The sequence below is a fragment of the Fictibacillus barbaricus genome (assembly GCF_014635025.1).
Taxonomy (GTDB): domain Bacteria; phylum Bacillota; class Bacilli; order Bacillales; family Fictibacillaceae; genus Fictibacillus; species Fictibacillus barbaricus.
The window spans coordinates 159,034-178,629 of record NZ_BMCE01000003.1 but is presented as its reverse complement, the minus strand read 5'-3'; the positions used below and the strand labels follow the sequence as shown (position 1 = coordinate 178,629).

The window sequence follows — 19,596 nt, the reverse complement described above, 5'->3', positions numbered from 1 at the left end:
TGTCCATCAGATAAGGACACTGGTCACGAAAAAAAAAGCGGACACCTTTTACGGTACCGCTTTTTCTTTTCTATCTTCTTTCTTCTCTAACGATTCTCTTCTCATGTGCTGTTGGTTCTTCTCTGATCACTGTTTCGCGATGAGCAGGTTCTTTCCTGACTGAAAAGAGTCGCTTAAGCAGCATGCCGACCACTCCATAAACAATGATCGCAACGATCGTGGATAGTTCGATCACGAATCCGTTTGCGAGCTCAACATTTGGGAAAATCGCTGCAAACGGTAAAAGCAACGGCTGACTCAGTCCGTATATAAGCTGTGTAAATGCGGCTCCTTCATTTGCATTAAACAGTTGAAAAAGAAAACGTAAAATTAAGATGAGCTGAATGATGCCAACAATAAATGAAATAATTGTTGCCGGTACGGAACGTCTCATAGCAAGTCCCTCATTTCATTGGATTTGCTTATAAACATACCCCTATTTCTTTATTATTAAGCCTTCTTAAACGTTTTGCTTGCCTCATCATATTGAATAAGCCACTTCAATGTGAAATCAACTAATTCCTTTTGTGGAATCAGCCTGCCGTGCGCCTGTCCTACCATTCCTTTTGATACAGGGAAATTTGCTTCTTCATATGCTTTACCGATTTCTTCAAAGAGTTCTTCTCGGTAAGAAATCTGTGTGAATGTATACCAGATCCTCTTCCCCTCTACGAGAAGAGGTCCAGCATTTTCTTCTGTTTTAGGATTTGGGACACGATGCTCAGCAAGATGCATCGATGTATTAGAATCATAGCCAACACCTAACAAAAGCACATAACCACCCAGACTGTATATGTTTCCAATAGGGGATGATTCACCCAAACCAAAATCCAGAGCATGATCGTTTATGATCGTTTCTTTATTTTTTCCCCAAGCTGAAAAAGATTCTGTCGGGTGATTGCTTCTGATAACACCAGGAAATGTCCGAAATGCCTCAACAATCGCTCCCATATAATACGTTGGTGTAATCGCAGGGTCAAAAGCAGGCATATCCTCACGAATTACCGGCCACCACTCTTCAGGGACCGGGGGGTTCATCCACCCTGCAGGATCTGAATAATGAGCTGTATGGGTTGGCATGACTAACGTACCTTCTTCACTCAGAACGTCCATCAATGCTTGCACAACTGCAACAGGACCGCCAACCACCCAACCCAAGGATTTTAAGCTTGAGTGTACGATAACTGTCATACCTTTTTTTAAGCCCAAGTTCCGAAAATCCTCAGCCAGTGATCCTCTTGTTTTTGGATAATCTGTGTTTTGTTCGATTTCCGTCATCTTCCACACTACTTTCCATATTTTTACGCCCATCCATTATAACAATACATTGGATACATTTGGATGGCCTTTTTTGATTGTTTTTGATTATTTATGATTGTTTTTGATTGAAAAATGTAAGGGCTTACGTTACAATGATTTCAATGAATCAGAACAACTGGAGGTGTAAGGATGTTAACACCTGAAAGACATCGTAAGATCATTGAACAATTAGGCGAAAAACAAGTCGTAACGATACAGGAATTAGTTGAAGCCACATCATCTTCTGAATCAACCATACGAAGAGATTTAAGCCAGCTTCAAAAGGAAAAGAAATTAAAGCGCGTTCATGGAGGTGCATCTCTGCTTCACCAGAAAAGTGAAGAACTGAGTGTAATCGAGAAATCAGCAAAAAATTCACCAGAAAAAGAAAGAATCGCACAGTTTGCCGGAGACTTGGTTGTTGAAGGTGATTGTATTTACATTGATGCAGGCACAACAACACTGAAGATGATTCCTTATTTAAAAGATAAGGACATTACAGTAGTAACAAATGCGATCTCCCACCTTGATTTGCTGACCGAGTATGAAATCAAGACCTATTTGATAGGTGGACTCGTAAAACCAAAAACAAAAGCACTTGTTGGAAGCGGTGCTTTAAACAGCTTACGGACCTATAGGTTTGATAAGGTCTTTCTTGGAATAAATGGAATACACCTGGATGCAGGGTTTACGACTCCAGATCCAGAAGAGGCTGCTGTAAAGCAATTGGCCATCTCACTTTCACAAAAAACATTCGTACTTGCAGATCATACAAAATTTAATGAAGCCTCCTTTTCAAAGGTTGCTGAACTAAACGAAGCGATCATTATTACTAATGAAATTGACGAAGATGCTGCTTATGATTTTCAAGATAAAACAGACATAAGGGTCGTGACACCATGATATATACTTGCACACTAAATCCATCTATTGATTATGTAACGAGAGTGAGAAACTTTAAAGAAGGCCATTTAAACCGATCAGATAGCACACAGATGTATCCAGGCGGAAAAGGAATTAACGTTTCAAGAGTACTTAAAAGATTAGGGATCGAAAGTACTGCAATTGGCTACATTGGCGGTTTTACAGGTGCATTCATTAAAGATTTTTTAACAGCAGATGAGATTCTGCACGATTTTATAACGGTTTCAGAAGCTACACGAATAAATGTAAAACTTAAATCTAATAAAGAAACCGAGATCAATGGACAGGGACCTTCAATATCTGATGAACAGCAAAAAGAACTGCTTGACCAGATTGATGCTATGAGCGAAGGTGATTTTCTTGTATTAGCAGGAAGTATTCCACCATCCATGTCTGAAGATTTTTACGCAAAAATCACAGAAAAATGTAATCAAAAAGGGATTAAAGCGGTTATCGATACAACAGGAGAAGCTTTGATTAAAACATTTCCATTTCAGCCATTCTTGATCAAACCGAATCATCATGAGCTTGGTGATCTGTTTCAAGTAAGGATTGAAAGTAAAGAAGCTGCCATTTATTACGGCAAAAAGTTACTTGAAGAAGGCGTTCAGAATGTGATCGTGTCAATGGCGGGGCAAGGAGCCATCTTCCTAAATAAAGACCACGTTCTTTTTGCCAATGTACCGGTAGGAACTGTTAAGAACTCTGTAGGTGCAGGAGATTCAGTTGTTGCAGGATTCCTTTCCCAGATCATTCAAGATGGCGACTTTCAATCTGCGTTCCAATATGGTGTTGCTTCAGGAAGTGCTACTGCTTTTTCAGAAGATCTTTGTACAAAGCAAGAGATTGAGGCCTTACGAAACCAAATTACTATAGAGAAGACAACACGTTAAACTTCGGGGGAGGAGTTAATATGAAAATCACAGATTTATTAACAAAAGATACAATTCTACTATCTTTAAATGCCCAGTCCAAAGAAGGAGTTATTGACGAACTCATCGAGAAACTGCATGCTGCTGGCAAACTAAAGGATAAAGAAGAATATAAAAAAGCGATACTAGCAAGGGAAAGTCAGAGCACGACAGGTATTGGAGAAGGGATTGCGATCCCGCATGCAAAAACAAGTGCAGTCAGAGAGCCTGCTATCGCTTTTGGGCGTTCAGCAGAAGGCATCGATTATGAATCACTAGATGGCCAGAATGCGCATTTGTTCTTTATGATCGCTGCTTATGAAGGCGCCAACAATGATCACTTAGCAACTCTCTCCAGGCTGTCAAGTTTTTTAATGGATGCTAAGTTTAGAGGAAAGCTTGAATCGGCTGCCACTGTAGAGGAAATCTTACAAGCTATTGATAGTAAAGAAAAAGAGATGGAAAAAGACGAAGACCCTATCGTTGCAGCTTCCAAACAGAAAATCTTAGCTGTTACAGCTTGTCCGACTGGGATTGCACATACGTATATGGCGGCAGATGCCTTAAAAGCAAAAGCAAAAGAAATGGATGTTTCACTTAAAGTAGAGACAAATGGATCGAGCGGAATTAAAAATGGGCTTACCCCTAAAGATATTGAAGAAGCAGATGCGATCATTGTAGCAGCGGATAAGCAGGTTGAAATGGAACGTTTCAACGGCAAACATGTGATTATCGTTCCTGTTGCCCAAGCGATCAGAAAACCTCAAGAACTTATTCAACAAGCGTTAGATCAAGATGCACCGGTGTACAAAGGCAGCGGAACCTCGCAATCCGGCGGAGATAACAAGGGAAATAAAAGTGGAAGAAGCGGTTTTTACAAGCACTTAATGAGCGGTGTATCCAATATGCTTCCTTTTGTTGTAGGAGGCGGTATCTTAATTGCTATTTCGTTTATATTCGGTATAAATGCCGCTGATCCTAATGATCCTACTTATCATCCGATTGCTGAAGCTCTCAGTAAAATAGGCGGGGGGAATGCTTTCGCTCTCATGATCCCTGTTTTAGCAGGATTTATTGCGATGAGTATTGCTGATAGACCTGGTTTTGCTCCAGGTATGGTCGGAGGGTTTATGGCCGCTACAGGCGGTGCTGGATTCCTAGGTGGATTGATTGCTGGTTTCCTAGCTGGTTATCTGGTAGTAAGCTTAAAGAAACTCTTTAGTAACCTGCCTAGTTCATTGGAAGGTATTAAACCGGTACTGTTATATCCTCTATTCGGAATCCTTTTGACCGGTCTCATCATGATGTTTGTTGTGATAGAGCCTGTAAAAGCGTTAAACGATGCTCTAACGATTTGGTTAAAAGGTATGGGGACAGGCAACCTCGTATTGCTTGGTTTGATCTTAGGTGGAATGATGGCTATTGATATGGGTGGACCTATTAATAAAGCAGCTTTTACGTTTGGTATCGCGATGATCGATGCTGGAAATTTCGCTCCGCATGCTGCGATCATGGCTGGCGGAATGGTTCCACCGCTCGGGTTGGCTTTATCCACTACGTTTTTTAAAAAGAAATATACAAAAGCAGAACGAGAAGCAGGTAAGACGAACTATATCATGGGAGCTTCATTCATAACTGAAGGTGCAATTCCTTTTGCAGCTGCAGATCCAGGTAGGGTTATTCCTGCTGCGATTGCGGGATCAGCAGTTGCCGGGGCACTTTCCATGGTCTTTGGCATCGGACTTCCTGCGCCTCATGGAGGAGCATTCGTTATTCCAATTGTAAACGGAAACCCATTGCTTTATGTGCTGGCCATCATGATCGGATCTGTTGTTACAGCGCTGATTGCCGGTCTATTAAAAAAAGAAGTTCAAGCATAATAGAAAAGAACCCGCTGTTAAGCGGGTTCTTTTCTTGTACACATTTTCGATTACAATTCCTTTGGTACCCAGCGGCCAAGTTGTTCACCCATTTTAACCGGACCTGTCTTTCCTGTGAATTCTAGAGCACCTTTTGGAACACACAATACTACGGTTGAACCAAATGAAAAATATCCATAAGGATCTCCTCGGTGTACAACAGGATTTGTATTCGTCCGTTCAATCGTATTGACATTCAACGCTCCTACCATAACATGTGCAAGAGGATGTCCCTCAGCTTTGAGCTTCGAAACAAGTCGATAATTGCGAGTAAGCGGCCGAAGTCCATGTCGTAAACCTAGTTCATTTACCGGCGCCGCTTCACGCCCAAGTGTATATACTGATTCTACACTCGCGTCTACCGGAACATGAACACGATGATAATCAGTAGGACTTAAGTAGAAAATTAGAACTTGTCCACCAGAAAATTGCTCTGCTTCTGAATCCGATCCAAGCAGTTCAGCAACCGTATACTCCTGCCCCTTCACTGTAAACCGACTTTCCTGGGTTAATTCTTCAACAACTGATAAAACACCATCACAAGGACTAACAAACGCATTCGGTGCTGTTGTAATCGGACGTGCTCCCGGTTTCAAGTCACGAACGAAAACATCATGAAGTGAACTATAGTCTGTAAGTTGGCGCGTCGCCTCATTGATATCTATCTTATACAATTTAACGAACGAAGGAACTAAAGGTTTGCTGACCTTTGATTGTGCGAATCTTTTTAAAGAACGTGCCACAATCGGATGGCCATTCAATTCAAAAATATTTCTATAAAAACGAGTCATTTTCATTTAAAAGTTCACCTTCTTTTCGTTTGAATATTATCATTATTGATAAAGGTTTCATAATGACGTAAAAATTTTTTTCTATATAAAAAGTATAAATCATTCTTTGGTATATATCAGCTTTTCTCTTTCTCTTTTGGTTCTGGTACTAGCATTTGCACAAGTGTCACCTTTTTATTTTGCTTAGAAGGCCTATTCGGAATATATTTACTTATGAGTGTCTGCATTCCACGGCTTAAATCTTCCCACTCCTCTTCATTGAGATAAAGGTCCAGCTGATTATAGCCAAAGAGGTCTGTACTCAAATTGGGGTCTCCATCTAGGTAAGCTTCCACTTCCCCCGTAATATGAGATAGGAAAGTCATAAACATCTTCATATGCTCTTCTTTTGACAGTTTAGCTGCTTCTTCAGCTGTAATATAAGCTGTATTTTTTTCAAGTGCATAGGTCCGTTCAACAGCACCACGAACTTTCCGTTCATCTGTTACATAAATAATTTGATTTTTATGGAGTGTATTTAAATGTCGATAGAGTGTGGCTTGGGGAACATCTGTGATCCACTCTTTTAGTTCATAGACGGTTGCAGAACCTTTTGAAAGATGCTGTATAATTCGTATTCGAACAGGATGTAAAATCAAATCCGCTTTGCTCTGCTTCATAAAGATCATCCTTTTGTTATTGTTATCGATAATGATAATAATAATTGCTTTGTTAGTCAACTAAAAAAGCGCCCTATTTAAAGAGCGCTTTTCATTCTTATGCAGCTGCATGTTCTTTATCTTGTTTATCACTTTTCTTTTGCCCAATGCTCCATCCGGTGTAAGCCAGCAGCAATGTGAACATTGGTGATAACCATAGAAATATAGCATATGGGATGTATTCAATTACAGATATACCTAGTGTTGAAGCGAAGAATGCCCCGCTGACACTCCAAGGTACGAGCGGATTAAAGAGAGTCCCCCCATCCTCTATCGTTCGTGACAAGTTCTTTAAAGGTACTCCTGATTTTACATATACATCTTTTAACGCTTGAGCCGGCAATAGAATGGACAAGTACATTTCACCAGCGAGCAGGTTGATCCCAATAGATGACGCTAATGTTGTAGCAATCAGCTTCCCAGCTTTTTGTGTAGAGTTTTTAACAGCAGCAAACAATAGATCAAACAATCCGAGCGCTTGAATCACTCCTCCTAAACCTAGAGCAATAAGAACAAGTGAGATCGACCACATCATAGCTAATAATCCGCCTTGGTTCACGATGTTGTCTACTGCTTCATTTCCTGTATTCATCTGTAAACCGTTTTGTAATACATTGATCACTTTTTGCATCGACAGATCAGGTACTAAGAAAAAGGAAATGGCAGTTGAAACAACTACACCTGTTAATAGGATCGGAATAATTGGCAATTTTCGGTATGCCAGAATAAGAACAACTACCGGTGATACAAGGGTCAAAACATGGATTGGAAACTCACTTGAAAGTACAGATTGTATTTCTTGAATTTCTTTAAAGTTGGCCGCTCCTGCATTACCTCCGCCTAATATAAAAAATGCTGCCGCTGTCAAAAGGATTGCCGGACCCGTTGACCACATCATATGACGGATGTGATCAAACATATTTACACCAACAACACCTGGTGCAAAATTTGTTGAATCAGATAGTGGTGACATCTTATCACCGAAGCAGGCACCAGAAATAATCGCACCTGCTGCCAACGCGGGATTTACCTCTAAAACGTGGCCGATCCCCATTAAAGCAACCCCTACTGTACCGATTGTTGTAAATGAACTTCCAGTAAAAGATGACACAATAATAGTAATAACGAGTGCACTAACTGCAAACCACTCAGGCTGAATGATATCCATTCCGTAAAATAACAGAGTAGGAACTGTTCCGCTTAACATCCAGCTCGCCATTACAAGACCCACTGTTAAAAGGATCATAATAGGCTGTAAACCAGCAATTACTCCATTGAGCATGCCTTTCTCAATTGTTTTCCACGATGCACCGTATGCTGCACCTATAGTTCCAATCAAAACTAAACAAGCCATCAATGGAATATGAGGCTCTACTTTTATAAAAACAAGACTCGTGAACATAACAGCAAATATGACTGCGAATAAAACGAGTGCCAAGGGCAATGTCATTTGTTTTTTCATGATGTATTCTCTCCGTTCGTATTTCTGCCATACAGTTTACTTATTTGCTTAAACGCTTTTACGCGTTGAAGCGTGTTGGCAACTGTTTTTCATCATAACGGACTTTACAGAAGCTGTCAACATACCAGCAATGGTAAAATTATGAAGAGACACATAACAAATTAAAGACAATTTTAAGAAATCCAGAAGTTTTGCGTTTTTATCCACGAGATTTTAGGATAAATCCACGAAATTTTACCTTTTATCCAGGAAAATTAGGTAGATATCCACGAATCTGCAAATCTCGACAATTAACGGCAATCCTAGCAGCATATAAAAAAAGAGTGAGGTTACTTGAACCTCACTCCTCAATTCATTATCTTCCACGTCTCGCAAAATCTACAAAACGGAACTTGTCTAATCTATGGCGTGACTCTGTGTATTGAAAAAGACTCGCATCATCTAAATACACATAGTTTTTCACCACAACTATATGTTGAAAATTACCTAAGTCTAATAAACGTTTATCTTCATCTGTACAATCTACAACCACAATCTCTTTTTTCGCAAAACTGATTTTCAGCCTCAGCTCATTTTCTAAATATGCGTATATCGATTTCTCCGCAATTTCTTTTGACAGCTTAGGTACGTATTTCTTAAGGAAATAATCCTTGTCGAGTATGATGTTTTCTCCATCAATCTGCCTCGAGCGAAGAACTTTCCATACCAGCTCATCGGAGTCAGCTTGAAGCTGCTGCTGTAAAAATGGGTCTGGTTCGATCAGTCCAAAATCATGAACGGTTGTCCTACTGCTTTTTCCCATGGACTTGGAAAGCTCCTGAAAGCTCACTAGACCCGAAACAGGAAAACTAAATTTGTTGGTTTCTAGTACGATCGAGCCCTTGCCTCGAATCTTTTGTATGAAACCGTTCTGTGATAAGAGATTGAGTGCCTTTCTGACCGTCTCCCTTGAGGTGTCGTATCGGTCAGCGAGCTCATGTTCAGAAGGGAGCTGCGTATTAGCACGCAGAATGCCTTCCTGTATTTGAGAAGATAGTTCCTGATAGATTTCTTGAAATTTATTTTTTCGCATCATTATTCACCATGAACATTGTAGCATTATTTTCTCAAGTGAAAAACGACAGATTCATACGGTCTTAACGTAAAAGAAGAAAGACTTTCTGGATTAGAATCGTAATTACTGATCAACACATCCGCTTTAAGACCAGAAACATCTATACCTTCCGGAAGCACAAAATCTGTTTCTCTTCCATAAAAATTGTTTACTACAAGAAGCTTTTCACCGTTTTCTCCATTGCGGGTATAGGCAAAGATTTCAGGATGATCCTTTAAAATCAGCTCATAATCACCGTATGTGATAATAGCCAGTTCTTTTCTAAGCTGATTTAGCTTTTGGTAATGATAGAAAATAGAATTACGATCTTGTACAGCAGCTTCAGCATTAATCTCTTTATAGTTAGAAGCAACAGGAATCCATGGTTCACCTATAGTGAACCCTGCATTATTCCTATCATTCCATTGGACAGGTGTGCGGGAATTATCACGTGACTTATGTTTTAAAATTTCTAAAATCTCGATTTCGCTGAGTCCTTGTTCTTTTAAAAGATTGAACATGTTTAACGATTCAACGTCTCGGTATTGGTCGATCGACTCAAACTTCGGATTTGTCATCCCGAACTCTTCCCCTTGATAGATGTAAGGCGTTCCTTGCATCAAGTGAATGGTTGTTGCCAGCATTTTGGCTGATTCCACACGATATTGACCATCGTTACCATATCGGGACACGATTCTTGGCTGATCATGATTGCACCAGAACAGTGCATTCCAGCCACCGCCTTTATGCATCTCTATTTGCCAGGTAGATAAAATATCTTTTAGCTTTAAGAAATCAAAATCTGCGACACTCCATTTTTCGCCGTTCGGATAATCCACTTTTAGATGATGAAAGTTGAATGTCATACTCAATTCGTTACGCTCAGGATTCGTATATTTTATACAGTTATCAATTGTTGTTGAGGACATTTCTCCGACTGTTAGAACGTCATATTTTGAGAAAACCTTTTTATTCATCTCTTGCATATATTCATGAACTCTCGGCCCATCTGTATAGAATTTACGGCCATCACCAGGTGCAAGAGATCCATCATCATTCAAGAACTCCTGATCCTTTGAAATGAGATTGATCACATCCAGACGGAAGCCATCTACCCCTTTTTCAAACCAATAGTTCATCATCTCGTAGACTTTTTGACGAACTTCTTCATTCTCCCAGTTCAGATCCGCTTGTGTAACGTCAAAGAGATGGAGATAGTATTGCCCTGACTCCTTATCGAGCTTCCAAGCAGAACCGCCGAACTTCGATACCCAGTTCGTAGGCGCGCCACCTTCAACAGGATCTTTCCAAATATAAAAATCCCGGTATGGATTGTCTTTTGAAGAACGAGATTGTACAAACCATTCGTGTTCAGTACTTGTATGGTTTACCACAATGTCCATAATGATTTTCAGGTTTCTTTTGTGCGCTTCTGCCAATAATCGGTCAAAGTCTTCCATCGTTCCGTAATCTTCAAAGATCTTGTAATAATCACGAATATCATAACCGTTGTCCCGCTGTGGGGAGTCATAGATCGGAGTAAGCCATAACACATCTACTCCTAAGTTTTTTAGATAATCCAATTTATCAATGATCCCCTGGATATCCCCTGTTCCGTTCCCAGTAGTATCGTTAAAGCTTTTCGGATAGATCTGGTAGACGACTGATCGCTTCCACCATGGTTCCTTATTCATATTTTCACCGCCATAAAAAATGTAGTAGTCATGAAAACAACCGGAAAAAGTTTTGCCCTCCCGGTTGTTTCTGTTTAATTGTCTTACTTCGCTTTTTTTACTTTTGCATAGAAGTACGTCAATACAAATGGTACGACAAGTGCGATCCCCATACCGATAAAGAACGATCCCCAGCTGCCTGGCAGGATAGAAAGGAAACCAGGAATACCTCCTACACCGATTGATGATGCACGAACTCCTGCAATCGTAATGACGATACCAGCAATTGCAGACCCAATCATTGCGAAGATGAATGGATATCTGAATCGTAAGTTAACCCCGAACATCGCTGGTTCAGTAATTCCTAGATACGCGGAAATTGCTGATGTCCCAGCAAGACCTTTAAGCTTTTCATCACGTGAAGCCATAAACATGGCAAGTGCTGCAGAACCTTGAGCGATATTAGACAATGCAAGCATAGGCCATAAGAATGTGCCGCCTGTATTTGAAATAAGCTGCAGATCGACTGCTAAGAATGTATGGTGCATTCCTGTTACTACAAGCAGTGAGTAGAAACCACCGTAGATTAGACCGCCTAGCCAAGCAAAGTTATCAAAGATGGATACAAAGAAATCAGTAATCCCGTTACCGATTGAGAACGTGATCGGTCCGATAACGATAAAAGCTAAAAATCCTGTAATAAGAAGAGTGATTGGTGCTACCAATAAAAGCTGCAATGAATCTGGAATACGTTTTTTTAAGAATAGTTCTATTTTAGCCAGTACATAGGAAGCGATTAGAACTGGAAGTACTTGGCCCTGGTAACCTACTTTTTCAATCGGCAGACCAAAAAGGTTCCATGTTGGAATGTCCTTCGTTTTACCATAGTCCCATGCATTTAATAGATCCGGATGGACAAGCATTAACCCAAGAACGATACCGAGTAATGGACTTCCTCCAAACTTCTTAACCGCTGACCAACCGATAAGACCTGGCAGGAAAACAAACGCCGTGTTCGCGATTAAGTTAATGATTCCAGCGAGATCCGCCCAGTTTTTGTGAACATCAATAAAGGATTTTTCGTCATAAAAGATGCCAGGGCCAGTCAGAATGTTATTGATCCCCATCAATAAACCTGCCGTTACGATTGCTGGAAGAATCGGAATAAAGATATCTGCAAGAGCTTTGATCGCTCGTTGAAGCGGATTAAGCTTCTTGCTTGCTTCATCCTTAATATCTTCTTTAGAAGCTCGGCCTGTTCCGGTAATATCGATAAACTCGTTGTACACTTTATCAACTGTCCCTTGTCCGATTACTACTTGATATTGGCCGTTTGCTGAGAATGACCCTTTAACAAGATCAATACTCTCCAATGCTTTCTCATCCACTTTACCTTCATCCTTAAGTGCAAGACGAAGTCGAGTGACACAGTGAGTTGCTGCTGATATATTCTCTTTACCGCCGAGGGCTTCGACGATTTGTTCAGCTGATTCACGGATTTTGCTCATTGTCTTTTCCTCCTAGAAACCGTTTCCATTCAACACGATAAAAAAAGACCTTGTAGCTCTATACCCTTATCTATGATGGATTGAAAACTAGTTCTTTACTCTTAATGTGTCTAAGCGTTTTCATAAATCGCTCGACTTGTATATACATATCACAAAGATAATTTAACCTGTATATACAAATTAGTCAATTGTTATGTTTTTATTGGTGTTATTTACCGTTTGCCTGATACCTGCAACTTTTCCTTTTCTAATTATCTTTTGCTATAATTTGTTACAGTTAGAGAAACAGAGAATAAAGGAGTTTTGCAGAATGTCACCTAAAAAAGCACTTACGATTGCAGGTTCTGATACAAGCGGTGGAGCAGGTATTCAGGCTGATTTAAAAACATTTCAAGAGCTTGGCGTTTATGGGATGACTGCTCTTAATGTTGTAGTTGCCCAAGACCCTCACCGTGAATGGTTTCATGAAGTTTTCTTGCTGCCGCTAGATTTATTCAAGGCACAATTAGAAACAGTCGTTTCTGGTATTGGAGTAGACGCACTGAAAACTGGAATGCTGGCTTCTGTTGAAGTCATTCAAGCAACTGCTGAATTCATCGAAAAGCATAACCTTCAAAATGTTGTTGTTGACCCAGTTATGGTATGTAAAGGTGCGGAGCCTCTTCACCCAGAGCTGGCCAGTACTCTACAAAACGTACTAGTTCCAAAAGCGACAGTTGTTACACCGAACCTTTTCGAAGCTGCACAACTGGCTGGTATGGCTCCTATTACCACGGTTGAACAAATGATGGAAGCTGCTCATAAGATCCAATCGAACGGAGCAGAATACGTTATCGTTAAAGGCGGCGGCAAACTGGAACATGAAAGTGCTGTAGATGTTTTATATGATGGAAATGAGTTTGAAGTGTTGGAGTCTGAGAGAATTGAAACGACGTGGACACACGGTGCAGGATGTACGTTCTCAGCAGCCATAACTGCTGAACTTGCAAAAGGAAAACCTGTTCGCGAAGCAATTTTAACAGCAAAAGATTTCATTACGGAGGCTATTGCCGGAGGTTTTGAATTAAACCAGTATGTAGGACCAACTTGGCATGGTGCTTACCGTGAAAAATTAAATAAATAACCTTTGGAGAGACTGATCTTATTGATCGGTCTTCTTTTTTCTAGCAACAAGCATATCATACACGTAATTTCTGGTTTTGAATTATAATAAGTACATCTATTCTGCACAGGAGAGTGAAGGGTATGCAGCCTATACAACCCACTGATGTCCAAACAGCGTTGGATCAGCTGATTGGAAAGGAACTTTATTTACATCTAGAAACGACAAATGGCGCCTATGCTAATCACAATAATGACAGTGTTCTTACCGTAAATGCTTATATCCGAAATGGAAAGGTTACTCCTCTGTCAGGAAAAATTATGGGCAGTGGTCCTTACCGTGTCGGCTTAAAAATTGAATTAGGATGGATTTATGCAGAGGGTTTAACACATTGGGAAATTGACTCACAAGGAAGATTGCTGATGGCCGGTCATGATCAAGAAGGCCGCTTAGCAGTAGCCCTTCAACTCAGTTCTTCCCCATTTGATGTATAAAGGAGGTTACCTTCATGAATGATCATTTATTAGTTATCTTCCCTCACCCAGATGATGAAGCTTTCGGGGTTTCGGGGACGATTGCTCAACATACCAAAAAAGGGGCCCCTGTCACTTATATCTGCCTAACTCTTGGCCAGATGGGCAGAAACATGGGAAACCCGCCTTTTGCTACACGTGAATCACTTCCTCTTATCCGTCAAAAAGAGTTGGAGAATGCTTGTGCTGCAGTTGGTATTAAGGATTTACGTCAATTCGGACTACGTGATAAGACAGTAGAGTTTGAAGATGAGAAGTTTTTGGCTGACCAATTTTTGGCGGTTATTGAAGAAGTGAAGCCAGCAAGACTCATCACCTTTTATCCGGGATACAGTGTACACCCTGATCATGAAGCCACAGCAAGGGCTGTAGTCCGCGCGGTAAAAGGCATGGCTGAAATGGAACGACCTGAGCTTTTATGTGTGGCTTTTGCAAAGAATTCAGAGGAAGATCTCGGGGCTCCGCATATAGTGACAGATGTATCTGATGTTTTCGAGGATAAGATGAACTGTATTAAAGCCCATAAGTCACAAACCCAGTGGCTCGTTGATCGTGTAGAAAAAGAAGCAGGCATGATGGAATGGGTGAAGAACGAAAGATTTTGGCGTTATCCATTATAAAATAAACTTTCAGAATTCGTTGCCTTTAAGGGGGTAACGGATTCTTTTTTTATCTCAAAAACAAGAATTTTCAAAAAATGTACAAATCCATGTGGCATTTTTCTCCTATTGTGGTATACTAATTGTAACAAATCGTTCACATTTTAGACGATAAATCGTCAAAATTGTAAGCGTACCAATACTTCAAGGGGTTGATTCGTAATGGATGTTTTTATGGTTTACTTATTTGTCGCAACTGCCACGCCGTTATTTTTGTGGAATGATAGTCGTAAGTTAGCCTTATGGCAAACGCCGTTCATCGCCCTGTTATGGACTTACGTAGTGTTATTTTTGGCAAATGACAGCTTAAGCTTATTCGTCCACAGTTTCTTCATCACAGTTTTTATTGCTAACGTCGTATTTGCTCATTACGCAGCATACATCGTATGGGGACGTCCATATCTGGCGAAACGCAAAATGGAAAAAGCGAAATACTAAATTAAAATAGTGATCCCCTCTTTAAACAGAGGGGTTTTTGCATTTTATGGAATATTTTTTTAGAGCAGTCCCATTTAGGGGGCTGTTTTCTTTTGTGATAATGTAGCAGGTAAAGGGGCTTTTTGAGTCGAAATCAATCTTATAAAAAGGAGGTCGTTCATGTTAATCAAGGATCGTACGAAGTCTATTCGGATAAAAAAGCTGGAGGTGATTCAGCGCCGTTTAGTTCGGCACCACCCCAGGTTTTTATCGATTGAAGATGAATTAGGCGGAAGGTTGGCTGGGCACTATGGCGAACAGTCCAATGATTATTTTTTAAAACCTTTCAATTCATTTTCTGTGCTTCATGACCTCAGACTCTCTGCTCACGATAGCTTTTTTCAAATCGACACCCTGCTCTTGTCCCCTCGTTTCCTTTTAATTCTTGAAGTTAAATACATAACCGGTACACTAATTTTCGACCACCTCAATCAAGTCATCAGAATAAGGGATGACGGTACAGAAGAAGCCTTCCAAAACCCTATTTTTCAAGTGAAGCGCCAGCAATCACATTTGATTGAATGGATGGCCCGGAATCGGATTCCTCAAATTCCCGTTCGCTCCCTTGTCGTGATGAGCAACCCGAAAACCATCATCAAAGCCCCTCCATCTAACAAAGAAGTTTCTCAATATATTACGCATAGTCCCTATCTGCAGGAAAGAATTAAAGTGTTTGAAAAGATGTTTATAGAAGAGAAATTTACTAGGAAGCAGATCGGGAAACTCTCGAAGATACTGATCCATCAGCACACCCCCGAAAACCCTGATCTTTTAAAAAGGTATCAGATTGAAGAAAAGGATATTATTAAAGGTGTTTATTGTACGAAGTGTTTTTTTATGCCTGTTCATCGAAAAAGAGGCACTTGGTTTTGTCCCAAATGCAGCTATAAATCAAATGATCTTCACCTTAATACTTTAATGGATTTTGCACTCTTGTTTGGCACAAAAATTACTAATCAGCAGTTTTGTGATTTTCTATGTTTGTCGTCAAGGCATGTTGCAAAACGTCTTTTATTTGAAATGAACCTCCATCATTCTGGAGGATTTAAGGGAAGAATTTATATTTTACCAGAACCCGAGTAAGCAAAAATCTTTTTAGTCCCTTTTAATATTGAAATCCTTGATGCGCTCTTGAAATTTTTGTTTCGTTCGGAAATCTTTCGTACCTCTCGTAATTTCTCTTGTTCCGCTCGTAAATCTCTCGTTCCGCTCGTAAATCTCTTGTTCCGCTCGTAAATCTCTCGTTCCGCTCGTAAATCTCTTGTTCCGCTCGTAAATCTCTCGTTCCGCTCGTAAATCTCTTGTTCCGCTCGTAAATCTCTCGTATCGCTCGTAAATTTCTCGTTCCGCTCGTAAATTTCTTGTTCCGCTCGTAAATTAGTCAAAATCCTAATTAAAGAAGGCTCTTCCTCCCTCAGAGCCCCATTATCTAACTAAAACACAATAACGAAGGCTCTCGTGTGACGAGAGCCCTCATATCTAACCAATAAGCAAAAAAGCCTCCTGCTTCAATAAGCAGGAGGCTTTCCCTTTTCATTAATGACTTCCATGCTCCTCCGAATCATGGCTGCCGCCATGGTTCTCGGTCTTCGGTTCGTCATGTTTATCATGCTTCGCGTGACCTGCTGTCAATACCCAGACAGAGCCGATAACGATAACGATCGCAACGAACGCTGCAAATAGGATGTTACCTATTTGTACACGGCTCGTGAGATTACTGCTCGTCGAGTTCTCTGTTACGTGCATGAACATCAGAAGCTGCAAGGCAGCCTGCAAGATCGCAAAACCAAAAATAATAATCAAAATCCATGTCACAGATAAATCAGTGTAAAGTGCAACCCATAGTGCGAACAATGTAAGCACGATGGACAACACGAATCCGATTAAATGCTTCCACGGAAAACCGTGGTGTTCAGCTGTAGTTTTAGCCATGATGCATCACCATCCCCATCAGATAAACGGCTGTGAAGATAAAGATCCACACTACGTCTAAGAAGTGCCAGTATAGACTGGTGATGAAAACTTTTGCAGAAGTAGCTGGTGTAAGACCGCGCTTAGCCACTTGAATCAAGACCATCGTTACCCAGAAGATACCGAACGTTACGTGGGCACCGTGAGTACCTACTAGTACGAAGAATCCTGACCATGCCGCGCTTGTGCCAATGTTCGCGCCTTCGTGAATGAAGTGCAAGAACTCCTGAATCTCGAAGTAAAGGAATCCGAGACCTAGTCCAAGCGTAACTACCATCCAAGTGATTAGGCCTTTAACATTATGACGGCGCATCTCGTGAACAGCGAGTCCGCAGGTGAAACTACTTGTTAATAGCAAGAACGTCTGGATTAAAAGACTTTTTACTTCAAACAATTCACCAAGAGCCGGACCGTCTGCGATACGAGGTGTTAACACCATATAAGTTGCAAATAAAGTTGCGAATAACGCAATTTCTGCCCCTAGGAAAATCCAGAAACCGAGAATGTTAAGACGCCCAATCTCCGAACGATACTCTAAAGGCGTGTTGGGGTCGTGTGTTTCTGCATGTGCCATTTTTTCACGCCTCCTTATTTAGAAATCTTTTCTGTTTCGATTACTTCTTCAACACTTACATAATACCCATCATCATACTCGAATGAACGGTAGAACAACGTTCCAAACACACCGATCAATCCGATGATTGCCATCCACATCCAGTCGAATACCATTCCGAATCCGGCAACAAAGAAGAATGATGCCATGATGAATGGTACACCAGAGTTGCTAGGCATATGAATCGGTTTAATATCTTTAGCTGTTAACTTTTCAACTTTACCTGCTTGCTTCTGTCTCCAGAAGTGGTCAAGACCTGTTACCTCTGGAATCTTAGCAAAGTTATAGAACGGAGGCATCGCCGATGGAGTAGACCATTCAAGCGTACGACCATCCCAAGCGTCACCTGTTGTTTCACGTTTAGCATAACGGAAGCTGTAATACATGTTATAAACAAGAACTAAGAATGCAATACCCATCATGAATCCACCAATTGTAGATACCATGTTCAATGGACCCCAGCCAGACTCTTCACTGTACGTGTAAACACGTCTTGGCATACCGTCTAGACCAAGAAAATATTGCGGCATGAAACATACATTAAATCCGATTGTGAAAATCCAGAATACCCACTTACCGATACGTTCGTTAAGTTTGTATCCGAACATTTTAGGATACCAGTAGATTAAACCAGCGAAACATGCAAATACTGTACCAGCGATCAACACATAGTGGAAGTGAGATACCAGGAAGTATGTGTTGTGGTACTGATAGTCAGCAGCTGCCATCGCAAGCATGACACCTGTTACCCCGCCGATTACGAAGTTTACGATAAATCCTATTGACCAGAGCATCGGCGTTGTAAATTGAATCTTACCTCTGTACATGGTGAACAGCCAGTTAAATATCTTAACCCCCGTCGGAATACCGATCGCCATCGTTGTGATGGAGAAAACAGAGTTAACGGCTGCACCTGAGCCCATCGTAAAGAAGTGGTGGACCCAAACCAAGAAACTGTATCCTGCGATAAGAAGCATAGACCAGATCATGGCTTTGTAACCAAACAAGGTTTTTCTAGAGAACGTAGAAATAATTTCTGAGAACATACCGAATGCCGGCAAGATTACGATATATACCTCTGGGTGACCCCATAACCAGAAGAGGTTAGCCCAAAGCATATCCATCCCTTCCCCTTGCAGGGTGAAGAAATGACTTCCGAATAAACGGTCAAATGTCATAAGTGCTAGTGCCACCGTTAGAATCGGGAAAGCGAAAATAATGATTACCATTGTTACTAGAGATGACCATGTGAACATCGGCATACGGAACAATGTCATTCCCGGTGCACGCATCTTAAGGATCGTAACAAGGAAGTTAATACCTGTTAGAAGTGTACCAATACCTGCAATCTGCAGACCTAATAAGTAGTAGTTCTGTCCAGGTCCTGGACTAAGCTCGTTACTTGCGAGCGGCATGTAACTCGTCCAACCCGCTGCTGGTGAACCACCGATAACGAATGAGATGTTAAACAGCATCGCTCCGATAAAGAATGTCCAGAAACTAACTGCGTTTAAATACGGATAAGCAACGTCACGAGCTCCAATTTGCAATGGAACAACAACGTTAATAAGACCGATCAAGAACGGCATCGCCATGAAGATGATCATGATTGTACCGTGTGTTGTAAAGATTTCGTTATAGTGCTGTGAATCAAGGAACTTTGCATCAGGAACCGCGAGCTGAGTACGCATTAATAGCGCATCGACACCACCACGGAACAGCATGAGCACAGCTGAAACGATATACATGATACCAAGCTTTTTGTGGTCAACCGTTGTAAGCCATTCATCCCACAACCATTTCCACTTGTTATATTTAGTAAGGTAAAACAGGATTCCTACCATCGTTAGCAAAATGGAAACGTCAGCCCCATAGATCAACGGGTCACCTGTTACGAAAAATTCATCCCATTTCATGTTAAGTT

General features: G+C 40.9%; 20 protein-coding genes. 8 read left to right on the top strand and 12 right to left on the bottom strand.

The genetic code is table 11. From position 1 onward, the window contains the following. Positions 1-70: 70 nt before the first annotated feature. Both IEV52_RS19035 and IEV52_RS19030 read right to left on the bottom strand, forming a co-directional pair. Complete coding sequence (locus tag IEV52_RS19035; protein ID WP_188404156.1) at positions 71-433, bottom strand: YggT family protein; 363 nt, start codon at positions 431-433, stop codon at positions 71-73. 56 nt (positions 434-489) lie between these two features. Continuing rightward, a complete protein-coding gene (locus IEV52_RS19030) occupies positions 490-1,350 on the bottom strand; it encodes an AAC(3) family N-acetyltransferase (RefSeq protein WP_308464584.1) in 861 nt (286 codons plus the stop codon). 138 nt (positions 1,351-1,488) lie between these two features. Here IEV52_RS19030 and IEV52_RS19025 point away from each other — a divergent pair, with 138 nt between their 5' ends. The 3 genes from IEV52_RS19025 to IEV52_RS19015 are packed head-to-tail and all read left to right on the top strand — an operon-like array spanning position 1,489 to position 5,053. Continuing rightward, positions 1,489-2,241, top strand: a complete 753-nt coding sequence (locus tag IEV52_RS19025; protein ID WP_188404155.1) for a DeoR/GlpR family DNA-binding transcription regulator — start codon at positions 1,489-1,491, stop codon at positions 2,239-2,241. Beyond that, positions 2,238-3,155, top strand: coding sequence for a 1-phosphofructokinase (pfkB, locus tag IEV52_RS19020; RefSeq protein WP_188404154.1), 918 nt, complete (start codon positions 2,238-2,240; stop codon positions 3,153-3,155). Before IEV52_RS19025 ends, pfkB begins: the two co-directional genes overlap by 4 nt. A 20-nt stretch (positions 3,156-3,175) precedes the next feature. Further along, the gene (locus tag IEV52_RS19015) at positions 3,176-5,053 is read left to right on the top strand and encodes a PTS fructose transporter subunit IIABC (RefSeq protein WP_188404153.1); all 1,878 of its coding nucleotides are present in this window, start codon (positions 3,176-3,178) and stop codon (positions 5,051-5,053) included. Positions 5,054-5,103: 50 nt separating this feature from the next. Here IEV52_RS19015 and IEV52_RS19010 read toward each other — a convergent pair whose 3' ends face one another. From IEV52_RS19010 to treP, 6 genes are all read right to left on the bottom strand, one after another. Continuing rightward, on the bottom strand, positions 5,104-5,889 hold the full coding sequence (locus IEV52_RS19010; protein ID WP_188404152.1) for a phosphatidylserine decarboxylase: 786 nt from the start codon (positions 5,887-5,889) through the stop codon (positions 5,104-5,106). 110 nt (positions 5,890-5,999) lie between these two features. After that, positions 6,000-6,602 (bottom strand): helix-turn-helix domain-containing protein, encoded by a 603-nt coding sequence (locus IEV52_RS19005; protein ID WP_188404151.1) that lies wholly within the window; start codon positions 6,600-6,602, stop codon positions 6,000-6,002. Positions 6,603-6,639: 37 nt separating this feature from the next. Further along, positions 6,640-8,043, bottom strand: a complete 1,404-nt coding sequence (gene nhaC, locus IEV52_RS19000; RefSeq protein ID WP_188404150.1) for a Na+/H+ antiporter NhaC — start codon at positions 8,041-8,043, stop codon at positions 6,640-6,642. A 355-nt stretch (positions 8,044-8,398) separates the two neighbouring features. Further along, positions 8,399-9,115: a trehalose operon repressor gene (gene treR, locus IEV52_RS18995; RefSeq protein ID WP_188404149.1), complete on the bottom strand. Its 717-nt coding sequence runs from the start codon at positions 9,113-9,115 to the stop codon at positions 8,399-8,401. Positions 9,116-9,141: 26 nt separating this feature from the next. Then, positions 9,142-10,830, bottom strand: coding sequence for an alpha,alpha-phosphotrehalase (gene treC, locus IEV52_RS18990; RefSeq protein ID WP_188404148.1), 1,689 nt, complete (start codon positions 10,828-10,830; stop codon positions 9,142-9,144). Between the two features lie 83 nt (positions 10,831-10,913). Continuing rightward, positions 10,914-12,317, bottom strand: coding sequence for a PTS system trehalose-specific EIIBC component (treP, locus tag IEV52_RS18985; RefSeq protein WP_188404147.1), 1,404 nt, complete (start codon positions 12,315-12,317; stop codon positions 10,914-10,916). 310 nt (positions 12,318-12,627) lie between these two features. On the opposite strand from treP, the gene pdxK reads away from it, so the two are divergent. The 5 genes from pdxK (at position 12,628) to IEV52_RS18960 (ending at position 16,171) form a co-directional block, all read left to right on the top strand. Then, on the top strand, positions 12,628-13,440 hold the full coding sequence (gene pdxK, locus IEV52_RS18980; protein WP_188404146.1) for a pyridoxine/pyridoxal/pyridoxamine kinase: 813 nt from the start codon (positions 12,628-12,630) through the stop codon (positions 13,438-13,440). Between the two features lie 122 nt (positions 13,441-13,562). Further along, a complete protein-coding gene (locus IEV52_RS18975) occupies positions 13,563-13,913 on the top strand; it encodes a YojF family protein (protein WP_188404145.1) in 351 nt (116 codons plus the stop codon). 14 nt (positions 13,914-13,927) lie between these two features. Continuing rightward, complete coding sequence (gene bshB2, locus IEV52_RS18970) at positions 13,928-14,572, top strand: bacillithiol biosynthesis deacetylase BshB2 (protein ID WP_188404144.1); 645 nt, start codon at positions 13,928-13,930, stop codon at positions 14,570-14,572. A gap of 201 nt (positions 14,573-14,773) precedes the next feature. After that, positions 14,774-15,049: a spore morphogenesis/germination protein YwcE gene (locus tag IEV52_RS18965; protein WP_188404143.1), complete on the top strand. Its 276-nt coding sequence runs from the start codon at positions 14,774-14,776 to the stop codon at positions 15,047-15,049. A gap of 159 nt (positions 15,050-15,208) precedes the next feature. Beyond that, the gene (locus IEV52_RS18960; protein ID WP_188404142.1) at positions 15,209-16,171 is read left to right on the top strand and encodes a nuclease-related domain-containing protein; all 963 of its coding nucleotides are present in this window, start codon (positions 15,209-15,211) and stop codon (positions 16,169-16,171) included. Here the strand turns inward: IEV52_RS18960 and IEV52_RS18955 are convergent. The 4 genes from IEV52_RS18955 to qoxB all read right to left on the bottom strand — a co-directional run bounded on the left by IEV52_RS18955 (position 16,147) and on the right by qoxB (position 19,588). Then, entirely contained in the window at positions 16,147-16,473 is a 327-nt protein-coding gene (locus IEV52_RS18955; RefSeq protein ID WP_188404141.1) for a hypothetical protein, read from the bottom strand. The genes IEV52_RS18960 and IEV52_RS18955 overlap by 25 nt on opposite strands. Positions 16,474-16,624: 151 nt before the next feature. Continuing rightward, entirely contained in the window at positions 16,625-17,020 is a 396-nt protein-coding gene (gene qoxD, locus IEV52_RS18950; RefSeq protein ID WP_188404140.1) for a cytochrome aa3 quinol oxidase subunit IV, read from the bottom strand. After that, positions 17,013-17,633 (bottom strand): cytochrome aa3 quinol oxidase subunit III, encoded by a 621-nt coding sequence (qoxC, locus tag IEV52_RS18945; protein ID WP_188404139.1) that lies wholly within the window; start codon positions 17,631-17,633, stop codon positions 17,013-17,015. The genes qoxD and qoxC overlap by 8 nt, the downstream gene beginning before the upstream one ends. Positions 17,634-17,647: 14 nt before the next feature. Continuing rightward, complete coding sequence (qoxB, locus tag IEV52_RS18940; RefSeq protein ID WP_188404138.1) at positions 17,648-19,588, bottom strand: cytochrome aa3 quinol oxidase subunit I; 1,941 nt, start codon at positions 19,586-19,588, stop codon at positions 17,648-17,650. Between the last annotated feature and the right edge of the window lie 8 nt (positions 19,589-19,596).

What these genes read in the sequence shown, in the direction of transcription:
- IEV52_RS19035 (WP_188404156.1), bottom strand. Translation starts at nt 433, where the DNA reads ATGAGACGTTCCGTACCGGCAACAATTATTTCATTTATTGTTGGCATC.
- IEV52_RS19030 (WP_308464584.1), bottom strand. Translation starts at nt 1,350, where the DNA reads ATGGGCGTAAAAATATGGAAAGTAGTGTGGAAGATGACGGAAATCGAA.
- IEV52_RS19025 (WP_188404155.1), top strand. Translation starts at nt 1,489, where the DNA reads ATGTTAACACCTGAAAGACATCGTAAGATCATTGAACAATTAGGCGAA.
- pfkB (WP_188404154.1), top strand. Translation starts at nt 2,238, where the DNA reads ATGATATATACTTGCACACTAAATCCATCTATTGATTATGTAACGAGA.
- IEV52_RS19015 (WP_188404153.1), top strand. Translation starts at nt 3,176, where the DNA reads ATGAAAATCACAGATTTATTAACAAAAGATACAATTCTACTATCTTTA.
- IEV52_RS19010 (WP_188404152.1), bottom strand. Translation starts at nt 5,889, where the DNA reads ATGAAAATGACTCGTTTTTATAGAAATATTTTTGAATTGAATGGCCAT.
- nhaC (WP_188404150.1), bottom strand. Translation starts at nt 8,043, where the DNA reads ATGAAAAAACAAATGACATTGCCCTTGGCACTCGTTTTATTCGCAGTC.
- treR (WP_188404149.1), bottom strand. Translation starts at nt 9,115, where the DNA reads ATGCGAAAAAATAAATTTCAAGAAATCTATCAGGAACTATCTTCTCAA.
- treC (WP_188404148.1), bottom strand. Translation starts at nt 10,830, where the DNA reads ATGAATAAGGAACCATGGTGGAAGCGATCAGTCGTCTACCAGATCTAT.
- treP (WP_188404147.1), bottom strand. Translation starts at nt 12,317, where the DNA reads ATGAGCAAAATCCGTGAATCAGCTGAACAAATCGTCGAAGCCCTCGGC.
- pdxK (WP_188404146.1), top strand. Translation starts at nt 12,628, where the DNA reads ATGTCACCTAAAAAAGCACTTACGATTGCAGGTTCTGATACAAGCGGT.
- IEV52_RS18975 (WP_188404145.1), top strand. Translation starts at nt 13,563, where the DNA reads ATGCAGCCTATACAACCCACTGATGTCCAAACAGCGTTGGATCAGCTG.
- bshB2 (WP_188404144.1), top strand. Translation starts at nt 13,928, where the DNA reads ATGAATGATCATTTATTAGTTATCTTCCCTCACCCAGATGATGAAGCT.
- IEV52_RS18965 (WP_188404143.1), top strand. Translation starts at nt 14,774, where the DNA reads ATGGATGTTTTTATGGTTTACTTATTTGTCGCAACTGCCACGCCGTTA.
- IEV52_RS18960 (WP_188404142.1), top strand. Translation starts at nt 15,209, where the DNA reads ATGTTAATCAAGGATCGTACGAAGTCTATTCGGATAAAAAAGCTGGAG.
- qoxD (WP_188404140.1), bottom strand. Translation starts at nt 17,020, where the DNA reads ATGGCTAAAACTACAGCTGAACACCACGGTTTTCCGTGGAAGCATTTA.
- qoxC (WP_188404139.1), bottom strand. Translation starts at nt 17,633, where the DNA reads ATGGCACATGCAGAAACACACGACCCCAACACGCCTTTAGAGTATCGT.
- qoxB (WP_188404138.1), bottom strand. Translation starts at nt 19,588, where the DNA reads ATGAAATGGGATGAATTTTTCGTAACAGGTGACCCGTTGATCTATGGG.